At 70.2% G+C, this 21,342-nt stretch carries 20 protein-coding genes; 12 read left to right on the top strand and 8 right to left on the bottom strand.

Annotation, left to right across the window (positions count from 1 at the left end):
- The first annotated feature begins 2 nt into the window (after positions 1-2).
- Genes P7V53_RS13985 through sctT form a run of 4 tightly spaced genes read left to right on the top strand, consistent with a single transcriptional unit; the run spans position 3 to position 2,676 of the window.
- The gene (locus tag P7V53_RS13985; RefSeq protein ID WP_280156080.1) at positions 3-905 is read left to right on the top strand and encodes a hypothetical protein; all 903 of its coding nucleotides are present in this window, start codon (positions 3-5) and stop codon (positions 903-905) included.
- 7 nt (positions 906-912) lie between these two features.
- Positions 913-1,566: a type III secretion system export apparatus subunit SctR gene (gene sctR / locus P7V53_RS13980; protein ID WP_280156079.1), complete on the top strand. Its 654-nt coding sequence runs from the start codon at positions 913-915 to the stop codon at positions 1,564-1,566.
- Between the two features lie 32 nt (positions 1,567-1,598).
- Positions 1,599-1,871 carry a type III secretion system export apparatus subunit SctS gene (sctS, locus tag P7V53_RS13975; protein WP_280156078.1) on the top strand — a complete coding sequence of 91 codons (273 nt, stop codon included), beginning with the start codon at positions 1,599-1,601 and terminating at the stop codon, positions 1,869-1,871.
- A gap of 7 nt (positions 1,872-1,878) precedes the next feature.
- The gene (gene sctT / locus P7V53_RS13970) at positions 1,879-2,676 is read left to right on the top strand and encodes a type III secretion system export apparatus subunit SctT (RefSeq protein WP_280156077.1); all 798 of its coding nucleotides are present in this window, start codon (positions 1,879-1,881) and stop codon (positions 2,674-2,676) included.
- Positions 2,677-2,801: 125 nt separating this feature from the next.
- Here the strand turns inward: sctT and P7V53_RS13965 are convergent, their stop codons facing one another.
- Positions 2,802-3,149, bottom strand: a complete 348-nt coding sequence (locus P7V53_RS13965) for a hypothetical protein (RefSeq protein ID WP_280156076.1) — start codon at positions 3,147-3,149, stop codon at positions 2,802-2,804.
- 257 nt (positions 3,150-3,406) lie between these two features.
- Between P7V53_RS13965 and P7V53_RS13960 the strand changes: the two genes are divergently transcribed.
- Both P7V53_RS13960 and P7V53_RS13955 read left to right on the top strand, forming a co-directional pair.
- Entirely contained in the window at positions 3,407-3,661 is a 255-nt protein-coding gene (locus tag P7V53_RS13960) for a hypothetical protein (RefSeq protein WP_280156075.1), read from the top strand.
- Positions 3,662-3,814: 153 nt separating this feature from the next.
- Entirely contained in the window at positions 3,815-4,393 is a 579-nt protein-coding gene (locus P7V53_RS13955; RefSeq protein WP_280156074.1) for a hypothetical protein, read from the top strand.
- 71 nt (positions 4,394-4,464) lie between these two features.
- Here P7V53_RS13955 and P7V53_RS13950 read toward each other — a convergent pair whose 3' ends face one another.
- From P7V53_RS13950 to P7V53_RS13935, 4 genes are all read right to left on the bottom strand, one after another.
- Positions 4,465-5,337, bottom strand: a complete 873-nt coding sequence (locus tag P7V53_RS13950) for a CsgG/HfaB family protein (protein ID WP_280156073.1) — start codon at positions 5,335-5,337, stop codon at positions 4,465-4,467.
- A gap of 98 nt (positions 5,338-5,435) precedes the next feature.
- Positions 5,436-6,380, bottom strand: coding sequence for a dihydrodipicolinate synthase family protein (locus P7V53_RS13945; protein WP_280156072.1), 945 nt, complete (start codon positions 6,378-6,380; stop codon positions 5,436-5,438).
- A 71-nt stretch (positions 6,381-6,451) separates the two neighbouring features.
- Positions 6,452-7,207 carry a ribonuclease activity regulator RraA gene (locus tag P7V53_RS13940; RefSeq protein ID WP_280156071.1) on the bottom strand — a complete coding sequence of 252 codons (756 nt, stop codon included), beginning with the start codon at positions 7,205-7,207 and terminating at the stop codon, positions 6,452-6,454.
- Positions 7,208-7,221: 14 nt separating this feature from the next.
- On the bottom strand, positions 7,222-8,952 hold the full coding sequence (locus tag P7V53_RS13935) for an IlvD/Edd family dehydratase (protein ID WP_280156070.1): 1,731 nt from the start codon (positions 8,950-8,952) through the stop codon (positions 7,222-7,224).
- A 127-nt stretch (positions 8,953-9,079) separates the two neighbouring features.
- Here P7V53_RS13935 and P7V53_RS13930 point away from each other — a divergent pair, with 127 nt between their 5' ends.
- Together P7V53_RS13930 and P7V53_RS13925 are read left to right on the top strand one after the other, a co-directional pair.
- A complete protein-coding gene (locus P7V53_RS13930; protein WP_280156069.1) occupies positions 9,080-10,684 on the top strand; it encodes an alpha/beta hydrolase in 1,605 nt (534 codons plus the stop codon).
- Positions 10,685-10,756: 72 nt separating this feature from the next.
- Entirely contained in the window at positions 10,757-11,491 is a 735-nt protein-coding gene (locus P7V53_RS13925; RefSeq protein WP_280156068.1) for a sterol desaturase family protein, read from the top strand.
- 4 nt (positions 11,492-11,495) lie between these two features.
- Here P7V53_RS13925 and P7V53_RS13920 read toward each other — a convergent pair whose 3' ends face one another.
- Together P7V53_RS13920 and P7V53_RS13915 are read right to left on the bottom strand one after the other, a co-directional pair.
- Positions 11,496-11,738: a hypothetical protein gene (locus tag P7V53_RS13920; protein WP_280156067.1), complete on the bottom strand. Its 243-nt coding sequence runs from the start codon at positions 11,736-11,738 to the stop codon at positions 11,496-11,498.
- Positions 11,739-11,859: 121 nt separating this feature from the next.
- Positions 11,860-13,803, bottom strand: a complete 1,944-nt coding sequence (locus P7V53_RS13915) for a TonB-dependent receptor (protein WP_280156066.1) — start codon at positions 13,801-13,803, stop codon at positions 11,860-11,862.
- A gap of 96 nt (positions 13,804-13,899) precedes the next feature.
- On the opposite strand from P7V53_RS13915, the gene P7V53_RS13910 reads away from it, so the two are divergent.
- Positions 13,900-14,973, top strand: a complete 1,074-nt coding sequence (locus P7V53_RS13910; RefSeq protein ID WP_280156065.1) for an MBL fold metallo-hydrolase — start codon at positions 13,900-13,902, stop codon at positions 14,971-14,973.
- A gap of 22 nt (positions 14,974-14,995) precedes the next feature.
- On the opposite strand, the gene P7V53_RS13905 is transcribed toward P7V53_RS13910, so the two are convergent.
- Positions 14,996-15,697: a hypothetical protein gene (locus tag P7V53_RS13905; RefSeq protein ID WP_280156064.1), complete on the bottom strand. Its 702-nt coding sequence runs from the start codon at positions 15,695-15,697 to the stop codon at positions 14,996-14,998.
- Between the two features lie 200 nt (positions 15,698-15,897).
- On the opposite strand from P7V53_RS13905, the gene P7V53_RS13900 reads away from it, so the two are divergent.
- The 3 genes from P7V53_RS13900 (at position 15,898) to glf (ending at position 21,341) form a co-directional block, all read left to right on the top strand.
- Entirely contained in the window at positions 15,898-19,149 is a 3,252-nt protein-coding gene (locus tag P7V53_RS13900; protein WP_280156063.1) for a carboxyl transferase domain-containing protein, read from the top strand.
- Between the two features lie 128 nt (positions 19,150-19,277).
- Positions 19,278-19,919 (top strand): hypothetical protein, encoded by a 642-nt coding sequence (locus tag P7V53_RS13895; RefSeq protein ID WP_280156062.1) that lies wholly within the window; start codon positions 19,278-19,280, stop codon positions 19,917-19,919.
- Positions 19,920-20,129: 210 nt separating this feature from the next.
- Complete coding sequence (gene glf, locus P7V53_RS13890; protein WP_280156061.1) at positions 20,130-21,341, top strand: UDP-galactopyranose mutase; 1,212 nt, start codon at positions 20,130-20,132, stop codon at positions 21,339-21,341.
- Position 21,342: the final 1 nt, after the last annotated feature.

The following is a 21,342-nucleotide window of genomic DNA, read 5'->3' as shown; positions in this document are numbered from 1 at the left end:
CGATGCGCATGCACTCCGGCCTCGCCGCACCGCACGCGGCGCCCATCGCGGCGCAGGAAGCGGCGCCCGCACTCGATCCCGGCGCCTGGTTCGAGGCGGCGACGTCCTTCGGGCCCGTGCGCCTGTGCGCCTTCATCGGCGCGCCGGTGCGCCACGCCGCCGACGCGGCCCTCGCGCTGCATCGCTGCGAAGCGCTGCTCGGGCCGCTGCAGCAGTGGAGCGCGCAGGCGCTCGACTGGCGCTGGCTGCCGGCCGCCGGCCAGCGTGTGTCCGGCGCGTCGCACGGCTGCGCGCGCTGGCAGCGCCGCGGCGAAGGGTCGGCGGGTCCGACCGGCGCCATGGGCCTGCTGTCGATGCCCTGGCCGCTGCTGCGCTCGCTGCCGCCGCCGCCGGCCGAGCTGGCCGCGTCGCTGCGCTGGCCCGCGCAGCCGGTGGTGCTGTCGGTCGCGCAGTTCCATCTCGCCGAGGACGAGCTGGCGCAGGTCGAGCCGGGCGGCGCCATCGTGCTGGCCGACTCGCTGGCCGCGCCGTGGCTGGGCCGCCTGCGCGCCGCCACCGAGCCCGTGCAGCCCGGGCTGGGCGCACCGGTGGCGCTCGCTCCGCCGTCGGTTCCGCGTCTGGTTCGCGCTCGCCCCGGGGGCGGTCCCGTTCACGGCGAGCGCAGCGACTCGCGTGTGGCTTGCGAGGTGCGGCTCGCCATGCCGCACACGCTGCCCGGCGACCGCCTCACCGGATGGCGCGACGACGAGCCGCTGCCGGAACCCGGACCGCAGGCCAGCCTGTGGTGCGGCTTCGATCCGCGCGAGCCCGCGCTGTGCCTGGCCGAGGGCCGGCTGATGCCATGGGGCGACGGCTGGGCGCTCGCCATCCACACGCTGCGCCGGTTCGGCGAGCGCGCCGACTGACGACACCATGGACCTCACACAGTTCTCCCCCTCGTCGGCGCTGCTGACGGTCATCGTCCTGGCGCTCGCGCCGTTCGTCGCGGTGATGGTGACCTCGTTCACCAAGCTCGTCGTCGTGCTGAGCCTGCTGCGCAATGCGCTGGGCCTGCAGCAGGTGCCGCCCAACGTCGTGCTCAACGGGCTGGCGCTGGTGCTCAGCGTCTACGTCATGTACCCGGTGGGCAGCGAGATGGGCAGCAAGCTGCAGGGCATCGACAACATCGGCAGCAGCACCAAGAGCATGCTGAGCGCGGCCGACGCGGCCAAGGAGCCGCTGCGCGAGTTCCTGATCCGGCACAGCCGGCCGGTGGAGCGCGCGTTCTTCCTGAAGACGGCACGCAAGTCGCTGAAGCCCGAGCAGGCCGCGACGCTGACCGAGCGCGACTTCCTCGTCGTGGTGCCCGCGTTCACGGTGAGCGAGCTGTCGGTGGCCTTCGAGATCGGGTTCCTGATCTTCCTGCCGTTCCTGGTGATCGACCTCGTGATCTCCAACATCCTCATGGCGATGGGCATGATGATGCTGTCGCCGACCACCGTGTCGATGCCGTTCAAGCTGCTGCTGTTCGTGCTGATCGACGGCTGGGTCAAGCTCACGCACGGGCTGATCCTCACCTATCTGTGATCGACCATGAAAACAGCATGCGAGGGGTCGTCATGAATCATGGAGACATCCTTCAGCTGACGCAGCAGGCCCTGTGGTTCGTGCTGCTGCTGTCGGCGCCGCCCATCATCGTCGCGGCCGTCGTCGGTCTGCTGATCGCCTTCGTGCAGGCCGCCACGCAGCTGCAGGAGCAGACGCTGCAGTACGTCGCCAAGTTCTTCGCCATCGTCATCACGATCTTCATCACCGCGTCGCTGCTCGGCGGCGGGCTGTACCAGTTCGGCGACCGCGTGTTCACCGAATTCGCCGGCCTGGTGCGGCGATAGGCGCGGCATGGAAGCGCTGGGCATCGTCGGTCCGTTGGGCGACACGGCACTGCTGCTGGGCTTGTCGGCGACCCGCGTGGCGGTGGCCTTCCTGCTGGTGCCGCTGTTCACCTCGGAACTCATTCCTGCCCTGGTGCGCAACGCGATGTTCATGTCCATCGCGCTGCTCGCGCTGGCCATGCAGCCGTCGGCGCCGCCGCTGGTGCTGACGAGCTGGCAGTGGATCACGCTGTTCGCCAAGGAAGCCTTCATCGGCGGCGCCATCGGCTTCCTGTACTCCGGCGTCATGTGGGCCTTCGAGGCCGCCGGCCAGGTCATCGACAACAAGGTCGGCACGACGCAAGCCCAGGTGATGGACCCGCTGTCGGGCCATCAGACCTCGCTGAACGGCGCCTTCTTCGCGCGGCTGGCGAGCTGGGTGTTCATGGCCGGCGGCGGCTTCATGCTCATGGTGGGCGCGCTGCTCGAGAGCTATGCGCTGTGGCCGGTGCGCTCGGGTGCGCTGTCGCTGGCGGGCAGCGGGATGCGTCTTTTCGAAAGCGAATTCGGCCGCATCATGACCCTCACGCTGCTGGTCGCCGCGCCGGCGCTGGTGCTGCTGTACGTCGTCGAGGGCGTGCTCGGCCTGGTCAACCGCTTCGCGCAGCAGCTCAACGTGTTCTCGCTGTCGATGTCGCTGAAGGCGATCGCGGCGACCTGGATCATCTGGATCCAGCTGGCGACGATGGTGCGGCTGCTGCAGGACGATCTGCTGGGACGCACGGGGGTGGTGATCGAGGCGCTGCGGCGGGTGCTGGGGGGATGAACCGGCTGGTCTGCGTCGCCAAGCTTCACCTCCGTTCGGGCTGAGGGTTCGAAGCCCTGCTGCGAGCTGAGCGGGCCCTTCGATACGTCAGGGCGAAACGGAATGCCTCCCCGCGTCGCCGAGCCTCACATCGCCACGGCCTGCAGCTGGCTTTCGACGCGCAGCGGCCTGCGGCCGACGCTGCGCCCGGCGGCTGCCGCGACGCGGGCCACCTCGGGCAGGGGCGCCGGAGCCCGGCGCGGGACGGCGTGGATTGCGGCGGTGGCCTTGCGCAGCGCGAAGCTCAGCGCGGCTTCGGCGGTCGGCCAGGCGTAGCCGCCGCACAGGCTCTCGTCGCGGAAGGTCTCGACGGGGACGTCGACGCCGCGCACGCGCTGGACGACCACGGCGGCCGAGTAGCCGTCGGTGCGCCGCGCCTCGATGGCGCCGGCATAGATGCGGAAGTCGCCTTCATCACGTTCGACGAAATTCATGTCGCCTCCTTGAAATGCGGGAACTGCGGATGCCCTGAGTGCGGTTCCGGCCGCAGGCCGGTTCAAGGAAATGCGCGCCGGCGGACCCACCCGGGGGCCGATTCGTCAACTTCTTCACGGTCTGGACGCCTCCCAAGCCCGCCGGCGCCCCCCAAGAACTTGGGAGTGAAGGGATGACTCAGGGGATCCCGCCTTGCAACAGACGCCGCCCGACGCGAGACTTTTCACCGGCAAGCAGTTCGTCGGGGGGTATCGACATGGCCAAGGTCAGCATGCGTGAAGGGCAGCGCCGCACGGTGTGGCGCGTCACCGCGGCGGCGCCGCTGGGCGAATACATCGATCCGGATGCCGTCGTCGCGCCGCCTCGCCCCGTGCCCATGACGCCGCCTGACCCGGGCTGGCTGCTGTCGTCGTTCGAGCTGGCCGATGGGCTCGACTCGAAGGACGTGACCGACACCATCCCCGGCGAGCTGTTCGACCAGCTGTTCGGCGCATCGGCCCGACGGCGCTGAGCGCGGTCCGCGCTGCGGTCGTCACCGATCGGATCGTCCCCAGCTAGCACGCGTCCCGTCTAGGCGCGCCGCGGCGCAGCGCCTTCAATGCAGATCAGCGATGCGGCTCCCGCCGCGCCGCTTCACCCCATCAACTGCATTGGAGAACACACCATGAATCCGATCCATGGCGGCTGCTCGCCCGCCTGCTTTCCCCCCACCAACACCGTCCACGGCACCAACGGCGACGACACCGTCCACATCTCGAAGGCCGACGGCCTGCTGGGCGCGCTCGGCCTGTACGAGGTGAACGTCAACGGGCAGGTCCAGTACATGACCAAGCAGGAGCTGGAAAACACCAACTTCAAGCTCGGCGGCGGCGACGACACGCTCGTGGTCGACAGCGACGTCAAGGCCGACATCACCGCCGACGGCGGATGCGGCGACGACGTGATGATCGGCGGCGGTGGCGACGACAAGTTCAAGGGTGGTTGCGGCGACGACATCATGCTCGGCCGCGACGGCAACGACTGCCTCGACGGCGGATGCGGCGACGACGTGATCGCCGGCGGCAAGGGCCGTGACCACCTGAAGGGCGGCTGCGGCGACGACATCCTGCTCGGCGGCAAGAACCGCGACCATCTCGACGGCGGGCCCGGCCGCGACTATCTCGACGGCGGGCCTGGAAAGGACAAGAACCACGGCGGGCCGGGGCTCGACTTCGTCAAGTTCGACTGGGCGGACCTGTTCTGACGCCTCGGTGGGAGCCGCACGCCGTGAATGCGGCTACCCCCACCGGCCGATCGATAGGAGCCTGCCGGCTCCTATTGCTTTTTCTTCGTGCTCACTTCCTTCGATGCCGGCGTGGACCCGCCCGACACGCCGAGCGTCCCGCCGGTGCCCAGGCCGCCCTTGACCGTCTGGGCCTTGTAGTTGCGCACCGCACGCACGAGCTGGTTGTACGAGTCGGCGAAGGCCGCGATGATGATCTTGCCTTCGGGCGTGTTGCTGTAGCCGCCGGCACCGCCGCCCGCGCCGCCGCCGAACATCGCGCCCATCAGGTTGAAGTCCATGTTCTTCGCGCTGCCCTCGGCGGCCGCGAGCTGAACGCCGGAGCGGTTGTCGATCATGATCAGCGTGGTCGAGGCCTCGTTGGTCTTCATGCTGCCCGCGACCGCGGCGAAGGCACCCGGCAGGAAACCGGCCAGGCCCGCGCGGCCGCCGCCGGTGTTCTGGCTGAACTGGATGCTGGGGCTCATCGTGTAGTCGGCCGCGACCATCTGGCCCTTCTGGAAGTTGCTGCCGGAGCGCATCTCGCCGGTCTTCTCGAGGTCACGCTCGACGCGCATGTTCTGCATGGCGCCGCCGCGTTCGACGATCACGAAGCAGTTGCTCTGCTGGATCATCATGCGGATCACCGGCACGGTGGAGCCGAGCTTGTAGCTGCGCAGCTGGTGATACCACGGCGCGTTCTGGTCCTCCACGACGCCCAGCGTGCCGAGCGACTGGTCGCAGCGCTCGATGCTGCTGTTGGCGTTCTCGGCCGTGGCGCCGCCCGCAGCGCCGGTGACGGCGGTCTTCGAGCCCCCGCCGATCTCGGGCGTGGTGGCGAGGCAGCCGCCGAGGATCAGCGCCGCGGCGGCAATCGAGATTCGCGCGCAGCCGAAGGCCGGCGCCGGGGTGGCGTGGGAGCGCATGGGTTTCCCCTCAGGTGATGTGTTCGAATGGCCTGCGCCGACCGGCGCGGGCGCAACGACCAGCCTATTCCTTTCGATACACACCGGCACCCCAACTCCTAGGGAGAGGGTGAATCCCACTGCGCCCGCGGATCCTTCTTCGCCAACCGCTCCAGCAGGAAATCCACCTCGGCCCGCGCTGCGCCCGACAGGGGCGTGGCCGGATTGCGCTGCGCCGCGCTCGTGAGCAGCCCGCGCCGCGCCATCACGTACTTGCGCACCGCCAGTCCGACGCCGGGCTGCTGCTCGTAGCGCAGCAACGGCAGGTGGGCGTCGAAGAGGTCGTGCGCCTCGTCGCGACGGCCGGCGCCGCATAGGCGAACGACGTCGCAGAGCATGTCGGGAAAGCAGTAGCCGGTGTTCGCGCCGTCGGCGCCGCGCGCCATCTCGAAGTCGAGGAACAGGCCGCCGTTGCCGCACAGGATGGCGATGTGGCGCATGGAGCCCTCGCGCTCGAAGCCGCGCAGCGCCGAGATCTTCTCCAGCCCGGGCCAGTCCTCGTGCTTGAGCATCACGCAGGACGGCACATCCTGGACGATGCGGCGGATCACGCCCGGCGAGATCTGGACCGAGAAGGTGAGCGGATAGTCCTGCAGCACGAACGGCACGTCCGCGCCGATGGACGTGGCCGCCTGGCGGTAGTAGCCGACGATCTGGTCATCGGTGCGCAGCGTGTTCGGCGGCGCGATCATCACGCCCGCGGCCCCCTGCTCCATCACGTCATGCGCCAGTGCCCTCATCGCGGCGAAGCCGGGAGCCGACACGCCGACGATCACCGGCAGCGCGCCGGCGCGCCGGACCACGCGCGCCGCGATGTCGACCGCCTCCGAATGCTCCAGCTTGGGCGCCTCGCCCAGCTGGCCCAGCACCGTGATGCCGGTACAGCCGCAGGCCTGGTAGAAGTCGACCAGGCGATCGATGGAGGCGGTGTCGATGGAGCCGTCGTCGAAGAACGGCGTCGGTGCGATCGGGTAGACGCCCTTGGCGTCGGCGGTGAGCGGCATGGATGGATCTCCCGGAACTGGATGCCGACGCTCCGCTCGCGGGAGAGGGTCGGGTTGAGGGTGTGTCGCGCTCACCCTGGCGCTCTTCCGCGAGCGGGAGAGGGGACTTCGCGGCTTCGAACCCATGCCTCGTAGCGCGCCTTGTTCTCCTCGTTCGGCGGATACAGCCCTGGCAATTCCGCGCCGGCGGCGACCTCGCCCATGATCCACTCCTCCAGGCGCTCCTGCTCCACCGACGCGGCGACGACCTCGTCGAGCAGCGCCGCCGGAATGAGGACCGCACCGTCCTGGTCGACGACGATCACGTCGTTGGGAAACACGGCCACGCCGCCGCAGCCGACGGGCTCCTGCCAGCCGACGAAGGTCAGGCCCGCGACCGAAGGCGGTGCCGCCGTCCCCTGGCACCACACCGGCAGGCCCGTGCCGAGCACGCCGGCCAGGTCGCGCACGACGCCGTCCGTCACCAGGCCGGCCACGCCACGCCGCTTCATGCGCGCGCACAGGATGTCGCCGAAGATGCCGGCATCCGTCACACCCATCGCGCCGACCACGGCGATGCAGCCGGGCGGCATCGCTTCGATGGCGGCACGGGTGGAGATCGGCGAAGCCCACGAGGCCGGCGTCGCGAGGTCTTCGCGGGCCGGCACGAAGCGCAGCGTGAAGGCGCGTCCCACCAGCCGCGGCTGGCCCGGCGCGAGCGGCAGTGCGCCGCGCAGCCACACATTGCGCAGGCCCTTCTTCAGCAGCACGGTGGTCACGGTCGCGGTCGTCACGCCCTGCAAGGCGCGCGTCGCGGATTCGGGCAGGGGCACGGGTTCTGCGCTCATGGGGCTCCTCGTGATCAAGAACGGGGCACTTTGCCGATGAATCGAGCGGCGCGCAGGAAGTCGAAATCCACCCCCTGGTCCGCCTGGGTCACCGTCTGCAGGAACAGCTTGCGATAGCCGCGATCGGCCGTGGGCACGGCCGATCGCGCCTGTCGCGCACGCCGCGCCATCTCGTCGTCCGGCACCACCAGGCTCAGCTCGCGACGCGCCACGCTGAGGCGGATGCGGTCACCGCTGCGCACATGCGCCAGCGGGCCGCCCACTGCCGCCTCCGGCGTCACATGCAGCACGACGGTTCCGAAGGCGGTGCCGCTCATGCGACCGTCGGACAGGCGCACCATGTCCTTCACGCCGGCGCGGGCCAGCTTGCGGGGAATCGGGAGGTAGCCGGCCTCCGGCATGCCGGGTGCGCCCTTGGGGCCGATGTTCTTGAGCACCAGGACGTCGCCGGGCGCCACGTCGAGATCGTCGGCATCGATGCGCGCGGCGAGATCCTCGGCGTTCTCGAACACCACCGCGCGGCCCTCGTGCTCCATCAGCGCGGGGTCGGCCGCGGACTGCTTGATGATGGCGCCGCCCGGCGCGAGGTTGCCCCAGAGGACCGCAATGCCGCCTTGCGGATAGATCGGATGCGCGAGGGGACGCACCACGTCCTGCTCGAAGGCCGGACCGGCCGACTCGATCAGCTCGCCCAGCGTGCGGCCCATCACGGTGGGCGCATCGAGCTTCAGCAGCGGCTTGAGCTCGCGCAGCAGCGTCGCCATGCCGCCGGCGCGATGGAAGTCCTCCATGTAGTGGCGCCCCGAGGGCTTGAGATCGAGCAGCACCGGCGTCTCGCGGCCCATGCGGTCGAGCGCATGCAGGTCGACTTCCAGGCCCATGCGGCCGGCGATGGCGGTCAGGTGCACGACGCCGTTGGTGGAGCCGCCGATCGCCAGCAGCACCCGCATGGCGTTCTCGAAGGCATCGGGCGTGAGGACCTTGTCGATGGTCACCCGCTCGCGCGCGATGCGCACCGCCTGCGCGCCGGTCTCCTCGGCCACGCGGATGCGGTCGGCGGTGACCGCCGGCGGCGAGGCGCCGCCTGGCACCGTCATGCCCAGCGCTTCGGCGATGCAGGCCATCGTGCTCGCCGTGCCCATCACCGAGCAGGTGCCGACACTGGCGACCAGCTGGTCGTTGACCGCTGCCGTCTCCTGCGCATCGATCTCGCCGGCGCGGAACTTCGCCCAATAGCGGCGGCAGTCGGTGCAGGCCCCCACGCGCTCGCCCCGGTGCGATCCGGTCAGCATGGAGCCGGTGATCAGCTGGATCGCCGGGATGCCGGCCGATGCCGCGCCCATCAGTTGCGCCGGCACGGTCTTGTCGCAGCCGCCGAGGAGCACCACCGCATCCATGGGCTGCGCGCGGATCATCTCCTCGGTGTCCATCGCCATCAGGTTGCGCAGCACCATGCTGGTCGGCGCGGCGAAGCTCTCGTGCACCGAGATGGTCGGGAATTCCATCGGCAGGCCGCCGGCCAGCATGACGCCGCGGCGCACCGCCTCGAGGAGCTGCGGCGCATTGCCGTGGCAGGGGTTGTAGGCGCTGCCGGTGCCCGCGATGCCGATCACCGGGCGGTCGAGCGCGCCATCGGTGTAGCCCGCGCCCTTGATGAAGGCCTTGCGCAGGAACAGCGAGAAGCCTTCGTCGCCGTAGCTCGTCAGGCCCTTGCGCATGCCTGACTTCGAATCGGACTCGGACATGGCGCGGGCTCCGGCGGAATTCAGTCGGCCTGGATGTTCGCATCGCAGGCGAGTTTTTCCCAGCGGGCGACCTCGGGTGTTCAGCGTCGTGCGGTAAGGTGAAGGCATCGCTTTCGGTCCTGCCGACATGCGCACGCCCAGCGTTCTTCATCGCCTCGACCTCCGCCTGCACGCCTACCCCGCCGTCCGCGTCGACGGCGTCGAGGCGCCGCTCAAGCTCAAGCGCGGCCTCGCGTTGCTGGCCCACCTCGCCGAGCTCTCGCGCAAGGTGTCGCGCGCGCAGCTGGCAGCGCTGCTGTGGCCGGATGCGGGCCCGGCCGTCGGCCGCACGCGCCTGCGCCGGCTGGTGCACCAGGTGCAGGCCGTCTGCGGCGCCGAGCTGATCGCCGGCGATGCCGATGCCCTGTGGCTGGACACAGCGCGCGTGCACGTCGACTCCGACGTGCAGCGCGTGCGTGCCGCGGCGCAGGCGCTGCTGTCGGGTGCCGGCGTGCCAGGCCTGGACGTCCTGCTGGCGCCCGACGCGGATGGACTGCTCGACGGCTTCGGGATCGGCTCGGATGTGTTCGACGGCTGGCTCGAGCCGCGGCGCGCCGAGCATCGAAGGCTTCTCGCCCGCGCGCTGGAGCGCCTGGCGCAGCAGCAGGCGCACGCGGGCGACGCGACGCTGGCGATCGAGGCCGCGCAGCGGCTGATCGCGCTCGACCCGCTGGCCGAGGCCGGCCACGCAGCGCTCATCGGCGCCCTCGCCCGTCGCGGCGACACTGCCGGCGTCGAGGCCGCGTACTTCCGCTGCGCCGAGCTGCTGCGCGCCGAGTTCGGCGTGCCGCCCTCGCCTGCGCTCGAAGCCGCGTATGCCATCGCCACCGGCCGCGCCCGGCAAGCCGACGTCGTCGCCCGTGCGCTGCCGGACATCCGCTTCGCGCAGACCCGCGACGGTGCGGTGGCGCATGTGGCGAGTGGTCGGGGCGACGTCCCCCTCGTCATCGTGCCGGGACTCCTGTCGCACATCGAAGTGGCGTTCGACGAGCCGCGTGTGCGCCGCTGCTTCGAACGGCTCGCCGAGCGCTACCGCGTCGTCATGCTCGACCGCCGCGGCATGGGCTTGTCCGAGCGGGTCGGCGTCGAGCCCACGATCGACTCCGCCGTCGAGGACATGGCGGCGGTTCTCGACAGCCTGGGCGCGGCACGCGCATGGCTCTTCGGCGCATCGCTCGGCGGCACGGTGGCGGTGGAAGCGGCCGCGGCCATGCCCGAGCGCGTCGCCGGCCTGGTGCTCTACGGGAGCAACGCGCGCGGCAGCTGGGCGCCCGACTACCCCTGGGCGATGAACGAGGAGCAGTTCGAGCGCTGGCTCGTCAAGCTGCGGGCGGGTTGGGGCGGCGCGACCAGCATCGAGGCTTTCGCACCTTCGGCCGCCGGCGACCTGCAGGTGCAGGCGTGGTGGACCCGCATGCTGCGCAGCGCCTCCTCGCAGAACGGCATCGACGCGATCCTGCATGCGTTTCGCGACATGGACGTGCGCGACAAGCTGCCGACGCTGCGCATGCCGACCCTGGTGATCCAGCGCCAGGGCGACCGGATCGTGCGCGAAGGCGCGGGGCGCTACCTGGCCGCGCGGATCGCGGGCGCCGAGCTGGAGTTGCTGCCGGGAGAGGATCACTGGTGGTGGCACGGCGACGCGGACGCCGTGCTGCGTGCGATCGAGCGCTTCATCGACCGGCACGGTTGATCGGGCCGCTCAGGGGACGCTCAGCGGACGCCTGCCTCTTATGGTCGTCCCATCGCATCGATGGAGACCACCATGTCCTGGCTCGAGATCCTCACGCTGTCCCTGCTGCCCGCGTTCCTGCTGCTCGACCTCGCCTACCGGGCTCACCGCCCGCCCGAGGCCCGAGGCTGGCGCGTGCGCGCCCTCGGCGTCACCGCCTTCAACTTCGTCCTCTCGCTGGCGGTCGGCCAGCTCTGGGCCGGCCTGCTTGCGGGCTACAGCCTCTTCGACAGCTCCGGCCTGGGCACGGTCGCCGGCGCTGCGCTCGGCGTGCTCGTCTACGAGCTCGTGCACTACGTCTACCACCGCAGCGCGCACCGTTTCGACTGGCTGTGGCGGCTCGGGCACCAGATGCACCACAGCGCGGAATCGCTCGATGCATGGGGCGCGTACTTCCTGCATCCGGTCGACGCCGCCCTGTTCGTCACCTGGTCGAGCCTGGTCCTCTTCCCGCTGCTGGGGTTGAGTCCCGAGGCTGGCGCGCTGGCCACTGCCTTCCTCACCTTCGCGGCCGTGTTCCAGCACGCGAACGTGCGAACGCCGCGATGGCTGGGCTGGCTGATCCAGCGGCCCGAAAGCCACGCCGTGCACCACGCACGCGGCGTTCACGCCCACAACTACGCGGACCTGCCGCTGTGGGACATGGTGTTCGGCACCTTCCGCAACCCGCCCGGGGGCGAGCGCCCGGCGCAGGGCTTCTACGACGGCGCCTCGCGCAGGCTCATCGACATGCTGCTCTGGCGCGACGTGTCGAGGCCGACCCGCTGACCGCCTAGATGCCGAGGATCGTCTTCGCCTCTCCCAGCTTCTTCATCGACTCGTCGTGCTTGCCCGCCTTGTGCGCGGCCTCGCCTTCGGCGCGCAGCTGCTTCACCTTGGCGGCATCGGCTTCGCTCAGCTTCGCGTCGGCGGCGGCGAGCTTGGCGTCTATCGCCTTCATCTCGTTGGGGCAGTTGTGGGCCCAGGCCAGTCCGGCGCAAGCGGCCAATCCCAGGGTCAGCAGAAGCTTCTTCATGGCGCACTCCTCGTGAGGTCCAGCAACTCTAGGCGCGGGGCGCCGTCGCCGCCATCGGATAAACGCGACGAAGCGCTCCTCACCCCAGCCCTCTCCCGCGGCGCAGAGGGAGTGCTGAACCTCAGAACTGCGCCACCGCCTTGAGGAACAGGCTGCGTCCGAACTCGCTGCTGTAGGGCGCGATCAGCTGGTACTCGACATGGCGGTCCAGCAGGTTCTGCGCCGTGAGCGACAGCTCCAGCCCGGGCCGCACGCGCCAGGCGAAGCGCAGGTCGAGCGCGGAATAGGACTCCACCGCCGGGTTGGACATCGACGAGACATGGCGCAGCACGCCGTCCACCTCCGTGTTGCCCGACGGATTGAAGGACGCACGCAGCATCCAGCGATGCCGCGGATCGCTGCCCTCGGCGAGCCGCGCCCCGTCGAGGTCCAGGCTGAAGCTCTCGAGCTGCAGCCGCTTGTGCAGCTGGGTGTAGCCGGCACTCAGACGCAGTTCACGCGTCGCCTGCCAGCTGCCCCACATCTCGATGCCGTGCGTTCGGCCGCTCATCCGGTTCTCGTAGGCGACCACGCCGGCACTGCCGGGCGGCGCGAGCTCGAGCGTGCGCAGCCGGTCGTAGTCGGCACGAAAGACGGTGGCGGACAACGAGCTGTTCGGCGTGGGCTGGCCGCGCCAGCCGAGCTCGAAGACATGGGCGCGCTCGGAGCGGAAGTCCGGCCCGCCGCCCAGCACGAAAGGCGGCTCGCCGGGGGCGAAGATGTCGCGGTCCAGTCGCGAAGGCGCGCGCACGGTGCGCGACAGGGCTGTCCATACCAGCTGATCGCGGCCCGCCTGCCAGGCCAGCCGCGCGTTGGGCAGGAACTCGCTGCCGGTGTAGTCGTTGCGTTCGAGGCGCGCGCCCAGCGTGAGGTGCAGCGTGTCGCCAAGCCGGATCTCGTCCTGGGCGAACAGGCTGCTCCAGTGCTGCTGCAGGGACGCCGGCAGGAAGGCGATCACGGTGCTGTTGCTCACCCGGTCGCGGCTCGCACGGTACTGCGCCCCCCACACCAGGGCATGCCGCCCGATCGGCCGCAGGCCGTGCTGGAACTGCAGGTCGACGATGTCAAGCTCCTCGCCCAGCGTCGGCGGGATGACCCGCCGGGTGTGGTCGTAGTAGGCCTGCGCGCTGACGTTGGCCCCGTCGTCGAGGGAGCGTTCCCAGCGCGCCAGCAGGTGGGCACCCGACACGGAAACGTCGGCCAGGGCCAGCGGCGTGCCGGTGAAGAAGGTGCCCGGCGCCGGCTGGCCGATGCTGCCGTCGTACACGTTGCCGAGGGCGGTGAAGCGATCGCGCCCGCGCTGGGCATCGGCGCGCAGGCCCAGCTGCGTCTGCTCGGCCGCGTCGTCGCGTGCGCTGCCGTCGGGCATGCGTGTGTGTTTGCGCGCCAGGTGGCGCGCGTAGACGCGCAAGTGACCCTGCGCGCCGAGGGCCGCCCCGTAGCGTGCCGCGGCCTGGCTTTCGCGCTCGCCGGCGCCCAGCGAGACCAGCGCACCCTGTGTCTGCGCTGCCCGCTGCGTGATGACGTTGATGACGCCGTTGACCGCATTGGCGCCCCACAGCGTGCCGCCCGGCCCGCTGATCACCTCGATACGCTCGACGTCCTCGAGCATCACGTCCTGCACGTCCCAGAACACCCCGGAGAACAGCGGCGTGTACACAGAGCGCCCGTCGATCAGCACCAGCAGCTTGTTCGAATTCGGCGCGTTGAAGCCGCGTGCGCTGATCACGTAGCCGGTGGCGCTGTCGCGCGACACCTGCAGCCCGGGCGCCAGGCGAAGCGCCTCGGGCAATGTGGTCGCTCCGGCGCGCCGGATGTCATCGGCGGTGATGACGAACACCGACGCCGGCGCTTGCGACAGCGGCTCGGCGCGCTTGGACACCGAGGTGATCACGAGGTCGCTGAGCTCCTCGAGGCTCATGTCGCGCAGCCGGGACAGCGCCGTGTCCTGAGCATGGCCGGCGCCGGCGAAGGCGAGGAGTATGGAAGTGAATGCGGCGCGCAGACAGCGGGGTGGTATGGACATCTGAGGCGATCATGCCGGCGCCCTCGTGCACGGCAAGTTGTAAGCCCTTACAGGTTCAGGCGGCGCCTATCATCCTCAACGGACCAGGAGCAGCAGATGACAGCCGACGGACTCGAGGACACCGACACGGGGCGCAAGCCGGCGCTCGTCTATCCGTTCGAGGCGCCGCCCCCGCGCGGACAAACCCTCGAGGTGGCGCCCGGCGTGCACTGGATCCGCATGCCGCTGCCGTATGCGCTGAACCACATCAACCTCTGGGTGCTCGACGACGGCGCCGGCTGGGCCATCGTCGACACAGGCGTCAGCACGGGCGACACCGCGGCCGCATGGCGAGAGCTGTTCGCCCACGCGCCCGACCAGCGCCCGCTGACGCGCGTCTTCGTCACGCACATGCATCCCGACCACATCGGCATGGCGGGCTGGCTCACGCGCAAGTTCGGCGTGCGCCTGTGGATGACACGGCTCGAGTACCTCACCTGCCGGGTCACCGTGTCCGACACCGGCCGCGAGGCGCCGCCCGACGGCATCGCCTTCTACCGGCGTGCGGGCTGGGGCGAGGCGGCGATCGAGAGCTACCGCGTGCGCTTCGGCAACTTCGGCAAGCACATCCATGCGCTGCCCGACAGCTACAGGCGGCTGCGCGACGGCGAGACCGTGCAGATCGGCGCGAATGCGTGGCGCATCATCGTGGGCAACGGTCATTCACCCGAGCACGCCTGCCTGCACTGCCCGGACCTGAAGGTGCTCATCTCCGGCGACCAGGTCCTGCCGCGCATCTCGTCGAACGTGTCGGTGTACCCCATCGAACCCGATGCCGACCCGATGGCCGACTGGCTTGCCTCGCTGGCCAAGCTCAAGCGCGAAGTCCCCGACGACGTGCTGGTGCTGCCGGCGCACAACGAATGCTTCCGCGGCCTGCACATGCGCATCGACGCGCTGGCGCGCGGGCAGGAGCTGTCGCTGCAGCGGCTGCGGCGCGCATTGGCCGAGCCGAAGCGCGCGGTCGACGTGTTCTCGGCGCTGTTCGCGCGCAGCATCGGCGAGGCCGATGTCCCGCTGCTGGGCATGGCGACAGGCGAGAGCCTCGCCTGCCTGAACCACCTCATGCATCGGGGAGAGGCCCGGCGCGACATCGACGAGAACGGGGTGGCCTGGTACCGGGCGGTATAGGCGCACCCGAGCGCCGCGCGGATCAGTTCGCGGCGAAGCAGTACAGCAGCCCGTCGCCACCGGTGCCGCGCAGCGCCTGCTGGCTGCATCCGCCGCGCGACTGGTGCGACGAGTTCCACGACGTGGCCCACGGGTCGCTCGTCGGGCCCGTGCGGTCGTGGTGACCCACCATGGCAACACCCTCGGTGCCGCTGCGCGTCCAGTTGCCGCAGGTCATGTCCGTGTCGTTGGGCGAGAACGCCGTGCCGTCGGCGCGCGAGCCGGTCAGGATGTCGTGCCGGTTGGGCGTGTCGGAGCGGCCCTCGACGGGCAGGCCCTTTTCGTTCAGCGCCGTCTGCTTGGTGATGTTGTTCGCGCCGTGGAGCTGGTCGACGTCGCGCGCGACCAGCTCGCCCTTGGCGTTGTGCCACGGGCCCTTGCCGATGCGGTCGCGGGCGTTGACGGTGGGCACGCCGTCCTTGCCCTGCGTGCTCAGGTAGGCGCGCCAGGTCTTGCCGCTGGAGCCGGCGGCCGACGCCAGGGCCTGGCAGTGGGCGTCCGCGCCGCTCAGCCCGCCGAGGTCGGCTCCCTTGCCGAGGCCGACGCTGGTGATGAAGAAGCTCATGCTGCCGCCGCCCCCGCCGCTTCCGCCACCGGCGCCTCCGCCTGGCGCGGCACAGGCCGCGATGGCGATCGGGATGCCGATCCACAAAGTGCGTAGCGACCATCGAATCCACTGGGACATGTTCATCTCCTTGTTGGCTGGTTGTGGCTCGTACGAGAGGGCCGCCGGCGCGGGCGACGTGGCGGTATACGCCGCACCAGGGCGGCCTATTCCACCACGCCGTGGTGGCAAGATCGATGCCCATCGAGCCACAGGGACCCCGCGATGCGCCAGCAGTCTCCGCCCGAAACTTTGCGCCGCCTGCTGCGGCCCTTCGGCTGATGCCGAGGCGCGTCCTCATCGCCAATCGAGGCGAGATCGCACTAAGGATCGCGCGCGCCGCCGCCGACATGGGCCTGCAGAGCGTGGCCGTCCACAGTGCCGACGACGCGCAGCTCGCGCACCTGGGCACGGCAGGCGAGGCCGTCGCGCTCGCCGGCAGCGGCCCGGCGGCCTACCTCGACATCGGCCAGCTGGTGGCCGCCGCACGAGCCACCGGCTGCGACGCGGTGCATCCCGGCTACGGGTTCCTCAGCGAACGTGTGGACTTCGCGCAGGCCTGTGCCGACGCCGGCCTCGTGTTCATCGGCCCGACTGTCGAGCAGCTCGCGCTGTTGGGCGACAAGGCCCGCGCCCGCGCCCTCGCCCTGCAGTGCGGCGTGCCGCTGCTGCCGGGCAGCGCGCAGGCGGTGAGCCTGGACGAGGCGCGGGCCTTCTTCGCGGCGCAAGGAGGCGCCGGCGTGATGGTCAAGGCCCTGGGCGGCGGCGGCGGACGGGGCATGCGCGCGGTGCTGCATGAGCACGACCTCGGCGAGGCGTATGCGCGCTGCGTGTCCGAAGCCCGCAGCTTCGGCGTCGAAGGCGTGTACGTCGAGCGCCTGATGGCCCGCGCGCGCCACGTCGAGGTGCAGGTGCTCGGCGACGGCGAGCGGGTGATGAGCCTCGGCGAGCGCGAATGCTCGCTGCAGCGACGGTTCCAGAAGCTGGTGGAGGTCGCACCCTGCCCCGGCCTGCCGCCGCCGCTGCGCGAGCGCCTCGTGCACGCTGCGCTCGCGATGGCCGACGCCTTGCGCTACCGCAGCCTGGGCACCTTCGAATTCCTGGTCGACCAGCACTCGGCCGAGCTGCCATTCGCCTTCATCGAGGCCAATGCGCGCCTGCAGGTGGAGCACACGGTGACCGAGGAAGTGACCGGCCTGGACCTGGTCCAGCTGCAGATCGGCGTCGCGGCGGGTCGTTCGCTGGCCGAGCTCGGCCTGGACCCGGACCATCCGCCGCCGCCGCGCGGCCATGCGATCCAGTGGCGCATCAATGCCGAAACGCTGGACGCGCAGGGACAGGCGCGGCCGTCCACCGGCACGCCGACCCGGTTCGAGCTGCCCGCAGGTCCCGGCGTGCGCGTCGACACCCACGGCCGGGCCGGCACGGCCATCTCGCCGCACTACGACACGCTGCTCGCCAAGCTGATCGTGCATGCGCACGGACCCTCGTTCGCCGACGCACTGCGCCGCTCGAACCGAGCGCTGGCGGAATGCGCCATCGAAGGCGTCGCCACCAACCTGCCGCTGCTGCGTGCGCTCGCCGCGCGCAGCGAGCTTGGCGGCCACGCCGTGCACACGCGTTTCGTCGAGGACCACTTGCCGGCACTGCTGGCGGCGGCACGCGAGTACGAACACGGCGAGACGCCCGCCGGCGCTCCGCTCGACGAGCCGGCGCCTCACCTGCGCGCCGTTCGTGCGCCGATGACCGGCCGGCTGGTGCACATGGCAGTGGCGGTGGGCGACGTGGTGCCCGCGGGCGCGCAGCTCGCGGTGATGGAGGCGATGAAGATGGAGCATGAGCTGCTCGCGCACAACGCGGCGCGTGTGCTCGAGCTGCATGCGCTGCCGGGCGACACGCTGGCCGAAGGCGAACCGCTGCTGCTGCTGGAGCCGCTGGACGACGAGGCCGCGGCAGCCGTCGCGCCGGCCAAAGGCGCTGCGCCGGGCATCCGCGGCGATCTGCAACGCGTGATCGAGCGGCACGCTCACACGCTGGACGCGGCGCGGCCGGAAGCAGTGGCCAAGCGGCATGCGCTCGGCCTGCGCACGGCGCGCGAGAACATCGCCGACCTCTGCGACGCCGGCAGCTTCAGCGAGTACGGCGCGCTGGCGGTGGCGGCGCAGCGCAGCCGCCGCAGTGCCGACGACCTGATGCGCAACACACCAGCCGATGGCATCGTCACGGGCATCGGCAGCATCAACGGCGAGCACTTCGATGCGCAGCGCTCGCGCGCGGTGGTGATGGCCTACGACGCGACGGTGCTGGCGGGAACGCAGGGCCTGCGCAATCACCAGAAGACCGACCGCCTGCTGGGCGTCGCGCTGCAGAACCGGCTTCCCGTCGTGCTGTTCGCCGAAGGCGGCGGCGGCCGTCCGGGCGACACCGACATGCCGATCGTCGCGGGCCTGCATGTCACCACCTTCGCCAGCTTCGCAAGGCTGTCGGGCCAGGTGCCGGTGATCGGCATCGCGGCCGGCCGCTGCTTCGCCGGGAATGCGGCGCTGCTGGGCTGCTGCGACGTGATCATCGCCACTCGCGACGCCAACATCGGCATGGGCGGTCCGGCGATGATCGAAGGCGGCGGGCTGGGCGTGTTCAAGGCGGACGCCATCGGGCCCGCGCCGGTGCAGTCGGCCAACGGCGTGATCGACGTGCTGGTGGAAGACGAGGCACAGGCGGTCGCCGCGGCCAGGCACTACCTGTCGTTCTTCCAGGGGCCACTGCGGCAATGGGAGTGCGCCGACCAGAAGGACTTGCGCGACGCAGTGCCGGAGAACCGCCTGCGCGTGTACGACGTGCAGCGCGTGCTGCACGGGCTGGTCGATACCGGCTCGCTGCTCGAGCTGCGCTCGGGATTCGGGCCCGGCATGGTCACCGCGCTGGCGCGCATCGAAGGGCGTCCCGTGGGCATGCTCGCCAACAACCCGGGACACCTGGGCGGCGCCATCGACGCCGACGCGGCCGACAAGGCCGCGCGCTTCATGCAGCTGTGCAACGCGCACGCCCTGCCCATCGTGAGCCTGGTCGACACGCCCGGCTTCATGGTCGGCCCCGAGACCGAGAAGACCGCACAGGTGCGCCATGTGTCGCGCCTGTTCGTCACCGCCGGTGCGCTGCGCGTGCCCTGCTTCAGCGTGGTGCTGCGCAAGGGCTACGGGCTGGGCGCGATGGGCATGACGGCGGGCGGCTTTCATTCGCCGGACTTCATCGTCGCGTGGCCGACCGGCGAGTTCGGCGCCATGGGCCTGGAGGGCGCGGTGCGCCTGGGCTATCGCAAGGAGCTCGAAGCCGCCGCGCCGGGTGAACAGCGCGAAGCGCTCTATCGCGAGCTGGTGGCCAGGCAGTACGAGTCCGGCGGTGCGCTCAACATGGCGACGACGCTGGAGATCGACGCCGTGATCGATCCGGCCGAGACGCGCTCGTGGATCGCCCGCGGGCTGGCATCGGCGCGGGTGCGCGAAGGCGGTGGACGCTTCATCGACACCTGGTGATGCCTGACCCACTGCCCGCTTGCGGCAGAACGTATCGCCGACTGGTGCGCAATTTGTCGCGCGTCGCAGGGGCTCTCGCGTGCTAGTTTCGCCGCTTCACAACCAACAACCGATTTCGGGAGCCACCCATGCTGATCTGGGGTTCGAAGGGAGAGATCGCCGACCTGGGCGTTCAGGCCACGCACAACTGCCCGACGTGCGAGCGCGACCGGCCGTTCAAGCTGGCGCTGCAGTACAAGGTTCATCACATCTGGTACCTGTTCAAGTGGGTGACCCAGAAGCAGTACATGCTGGTCTGCGACGTCTGCCACCGCGGATCCAAGCTCGAGGCGAAGGAGGTCGAGCCCAAGCTCGCCCGCCATCCCATTCCGCTCCTGTCGCGCTACGGCTGGACCCTGCTCGTCGGTCTGATCGCCGTCGTCGTGGCGTTCTCCTCGTTCGAAGGGCAGCAGCGCAACACGCGCACCGCCGAGCTGCTCGGCGCGCCGCGCGCGAACGATCTCTACGTCGTCAACGTCGCCAAGCTCCTCAAGAATCCCGAGTCGTCGCTGATGTACGGCGTCATGCGGGTCAAGAGCGTGCACGGCAGCGAAATCGAATTCGACGTTCCCACCGTCACCTACAGCAAGGCCGCGGGCGCGACCAAGGACATCAGCCGCGGCAAGGTGTCGTCGTCGGACTACTTCGCGCCGAGAACCCTGTCGCTGCCGATGGCCGAGGTGCAGGCGCTGCGCAACGACGGGGCCATTCACTCGGTGGAAAGAAACTAGGCGCAGCATCCTCATCCCGGCCCCACCGCTGCAAATCCTGACGCCACGCCCTCTCCCGCTCGCGGGAGAGGGCTATGGAGAGGGAGCCAGGTCCGCTGGCCGCACCCCCCGTAGATTCCCCAAGTTGCGATCGACACCGTTGGGAACACCGCTTGCCCCCAAGCTGAACCGAGTCCGCGACCGCCGCGCGACTCGCTCAACGGAGAGGGCATGGACAAACGCAGCGACAGTCTCGACTTGGCCGCTTCGGCGGCGCTGGCCGGGCGACAGGGCTTCGACTATCTGATCGTCGGCGCGGGCTTCGCCGGCAGTGTGCTGGCCGAGCGCCTGGCGCGCGGACTGGGGCAGAGGGTGCTGGTGGTCGAAAAGCGCCAGCACATCGGCGGCAACGCGTACGACCGCTACGACGACGACGGCGTGCTGATCCATCCGTACGGACCGCACATCTTCCACACCAACTCGTCCGAGATCTTCGAATACCTGTCGCAGTTCACCCAGTGGCGCCCCTACCAGCATCGCGTGCTGGCCAGCGTCGACGGGCAACTCGTACCGATGCCGATCAACCTCGACACGGTGAACCGCCTCTACGGCCTGAACCTGACGTCGTTCGAGATGGAAGCCTGGCTGGCGTCGGTGGTGGAGAAGAAGGACCTCATCCGCACGTCCGAGGACGTTGTCGTGAGTAAGGTGGGACGTGACCTGTATAACAAGTTCTTTCGAGGCTACACGCGCAAGCAGTGGGCGCTCGACCCATCCGAGCTCGACGCCAGCGTGGCCGCGCGGGTGCCCACGCGCACCAACCGCGACGACCGCTACTTCACCGACACCTACCAGGCGATGCCGCTGCACGGCTACACCCGCATGTTCGAGCGCATGCTCGATCATCCGAAGATCAAGGTGATGCTCAACACCGACTACCGCGAGGTGGTGGACGCGCTGCCGTGGCAGCACATGATCTACACCGGCCCGGTGGACACCTTCTTCAACTGCCGCTACGGCAAGCTGCCCTATCGCAGCATCCGATTCGAGCACCGCAACCTGCTGCGCGAGCAGTTTCAGCCCGTGGGCACGGTCAACTTTCCGAACGACTACGGCTATACCCGCATCACCGAGTTCAAGCACCTCACCGGACAGCGGCACCCCACAACATCGGTGGTGTACGAGTACCCCTGCGCCGACGGCGACCCGTACTACCCCGTGCCGCGGCCGGAAAACGCCGCGCTCTACCGCCGCTACGAAGCCGATGCCGAGGCGCTGACCAACGTGACCTTCGTCGGCCGCCTGGCGACCTACCGCTACTACAACATGGACCAGGTCGTCGGGCAGGCGCTTGCCACGTTCAAGCGGCTCAGCAAGCGGCACACGAACGGCGTGGAGCCGGCACTGGGCAAGGCGGTTCTCGACAGCACCGCTGCAGCCTGAC

Source organism: Piscinibacter sp. XHJ-5, assembly GCF_029855045.1.
GTDB lineage: Bacteria > Pseudomonadota > Gammaproteobacteria > Burkholderiales > Burkholderiaceae_C > Albitalea.
This window is presented reverse-complemented; position numbering and strand designations above follow the sequence as displayed.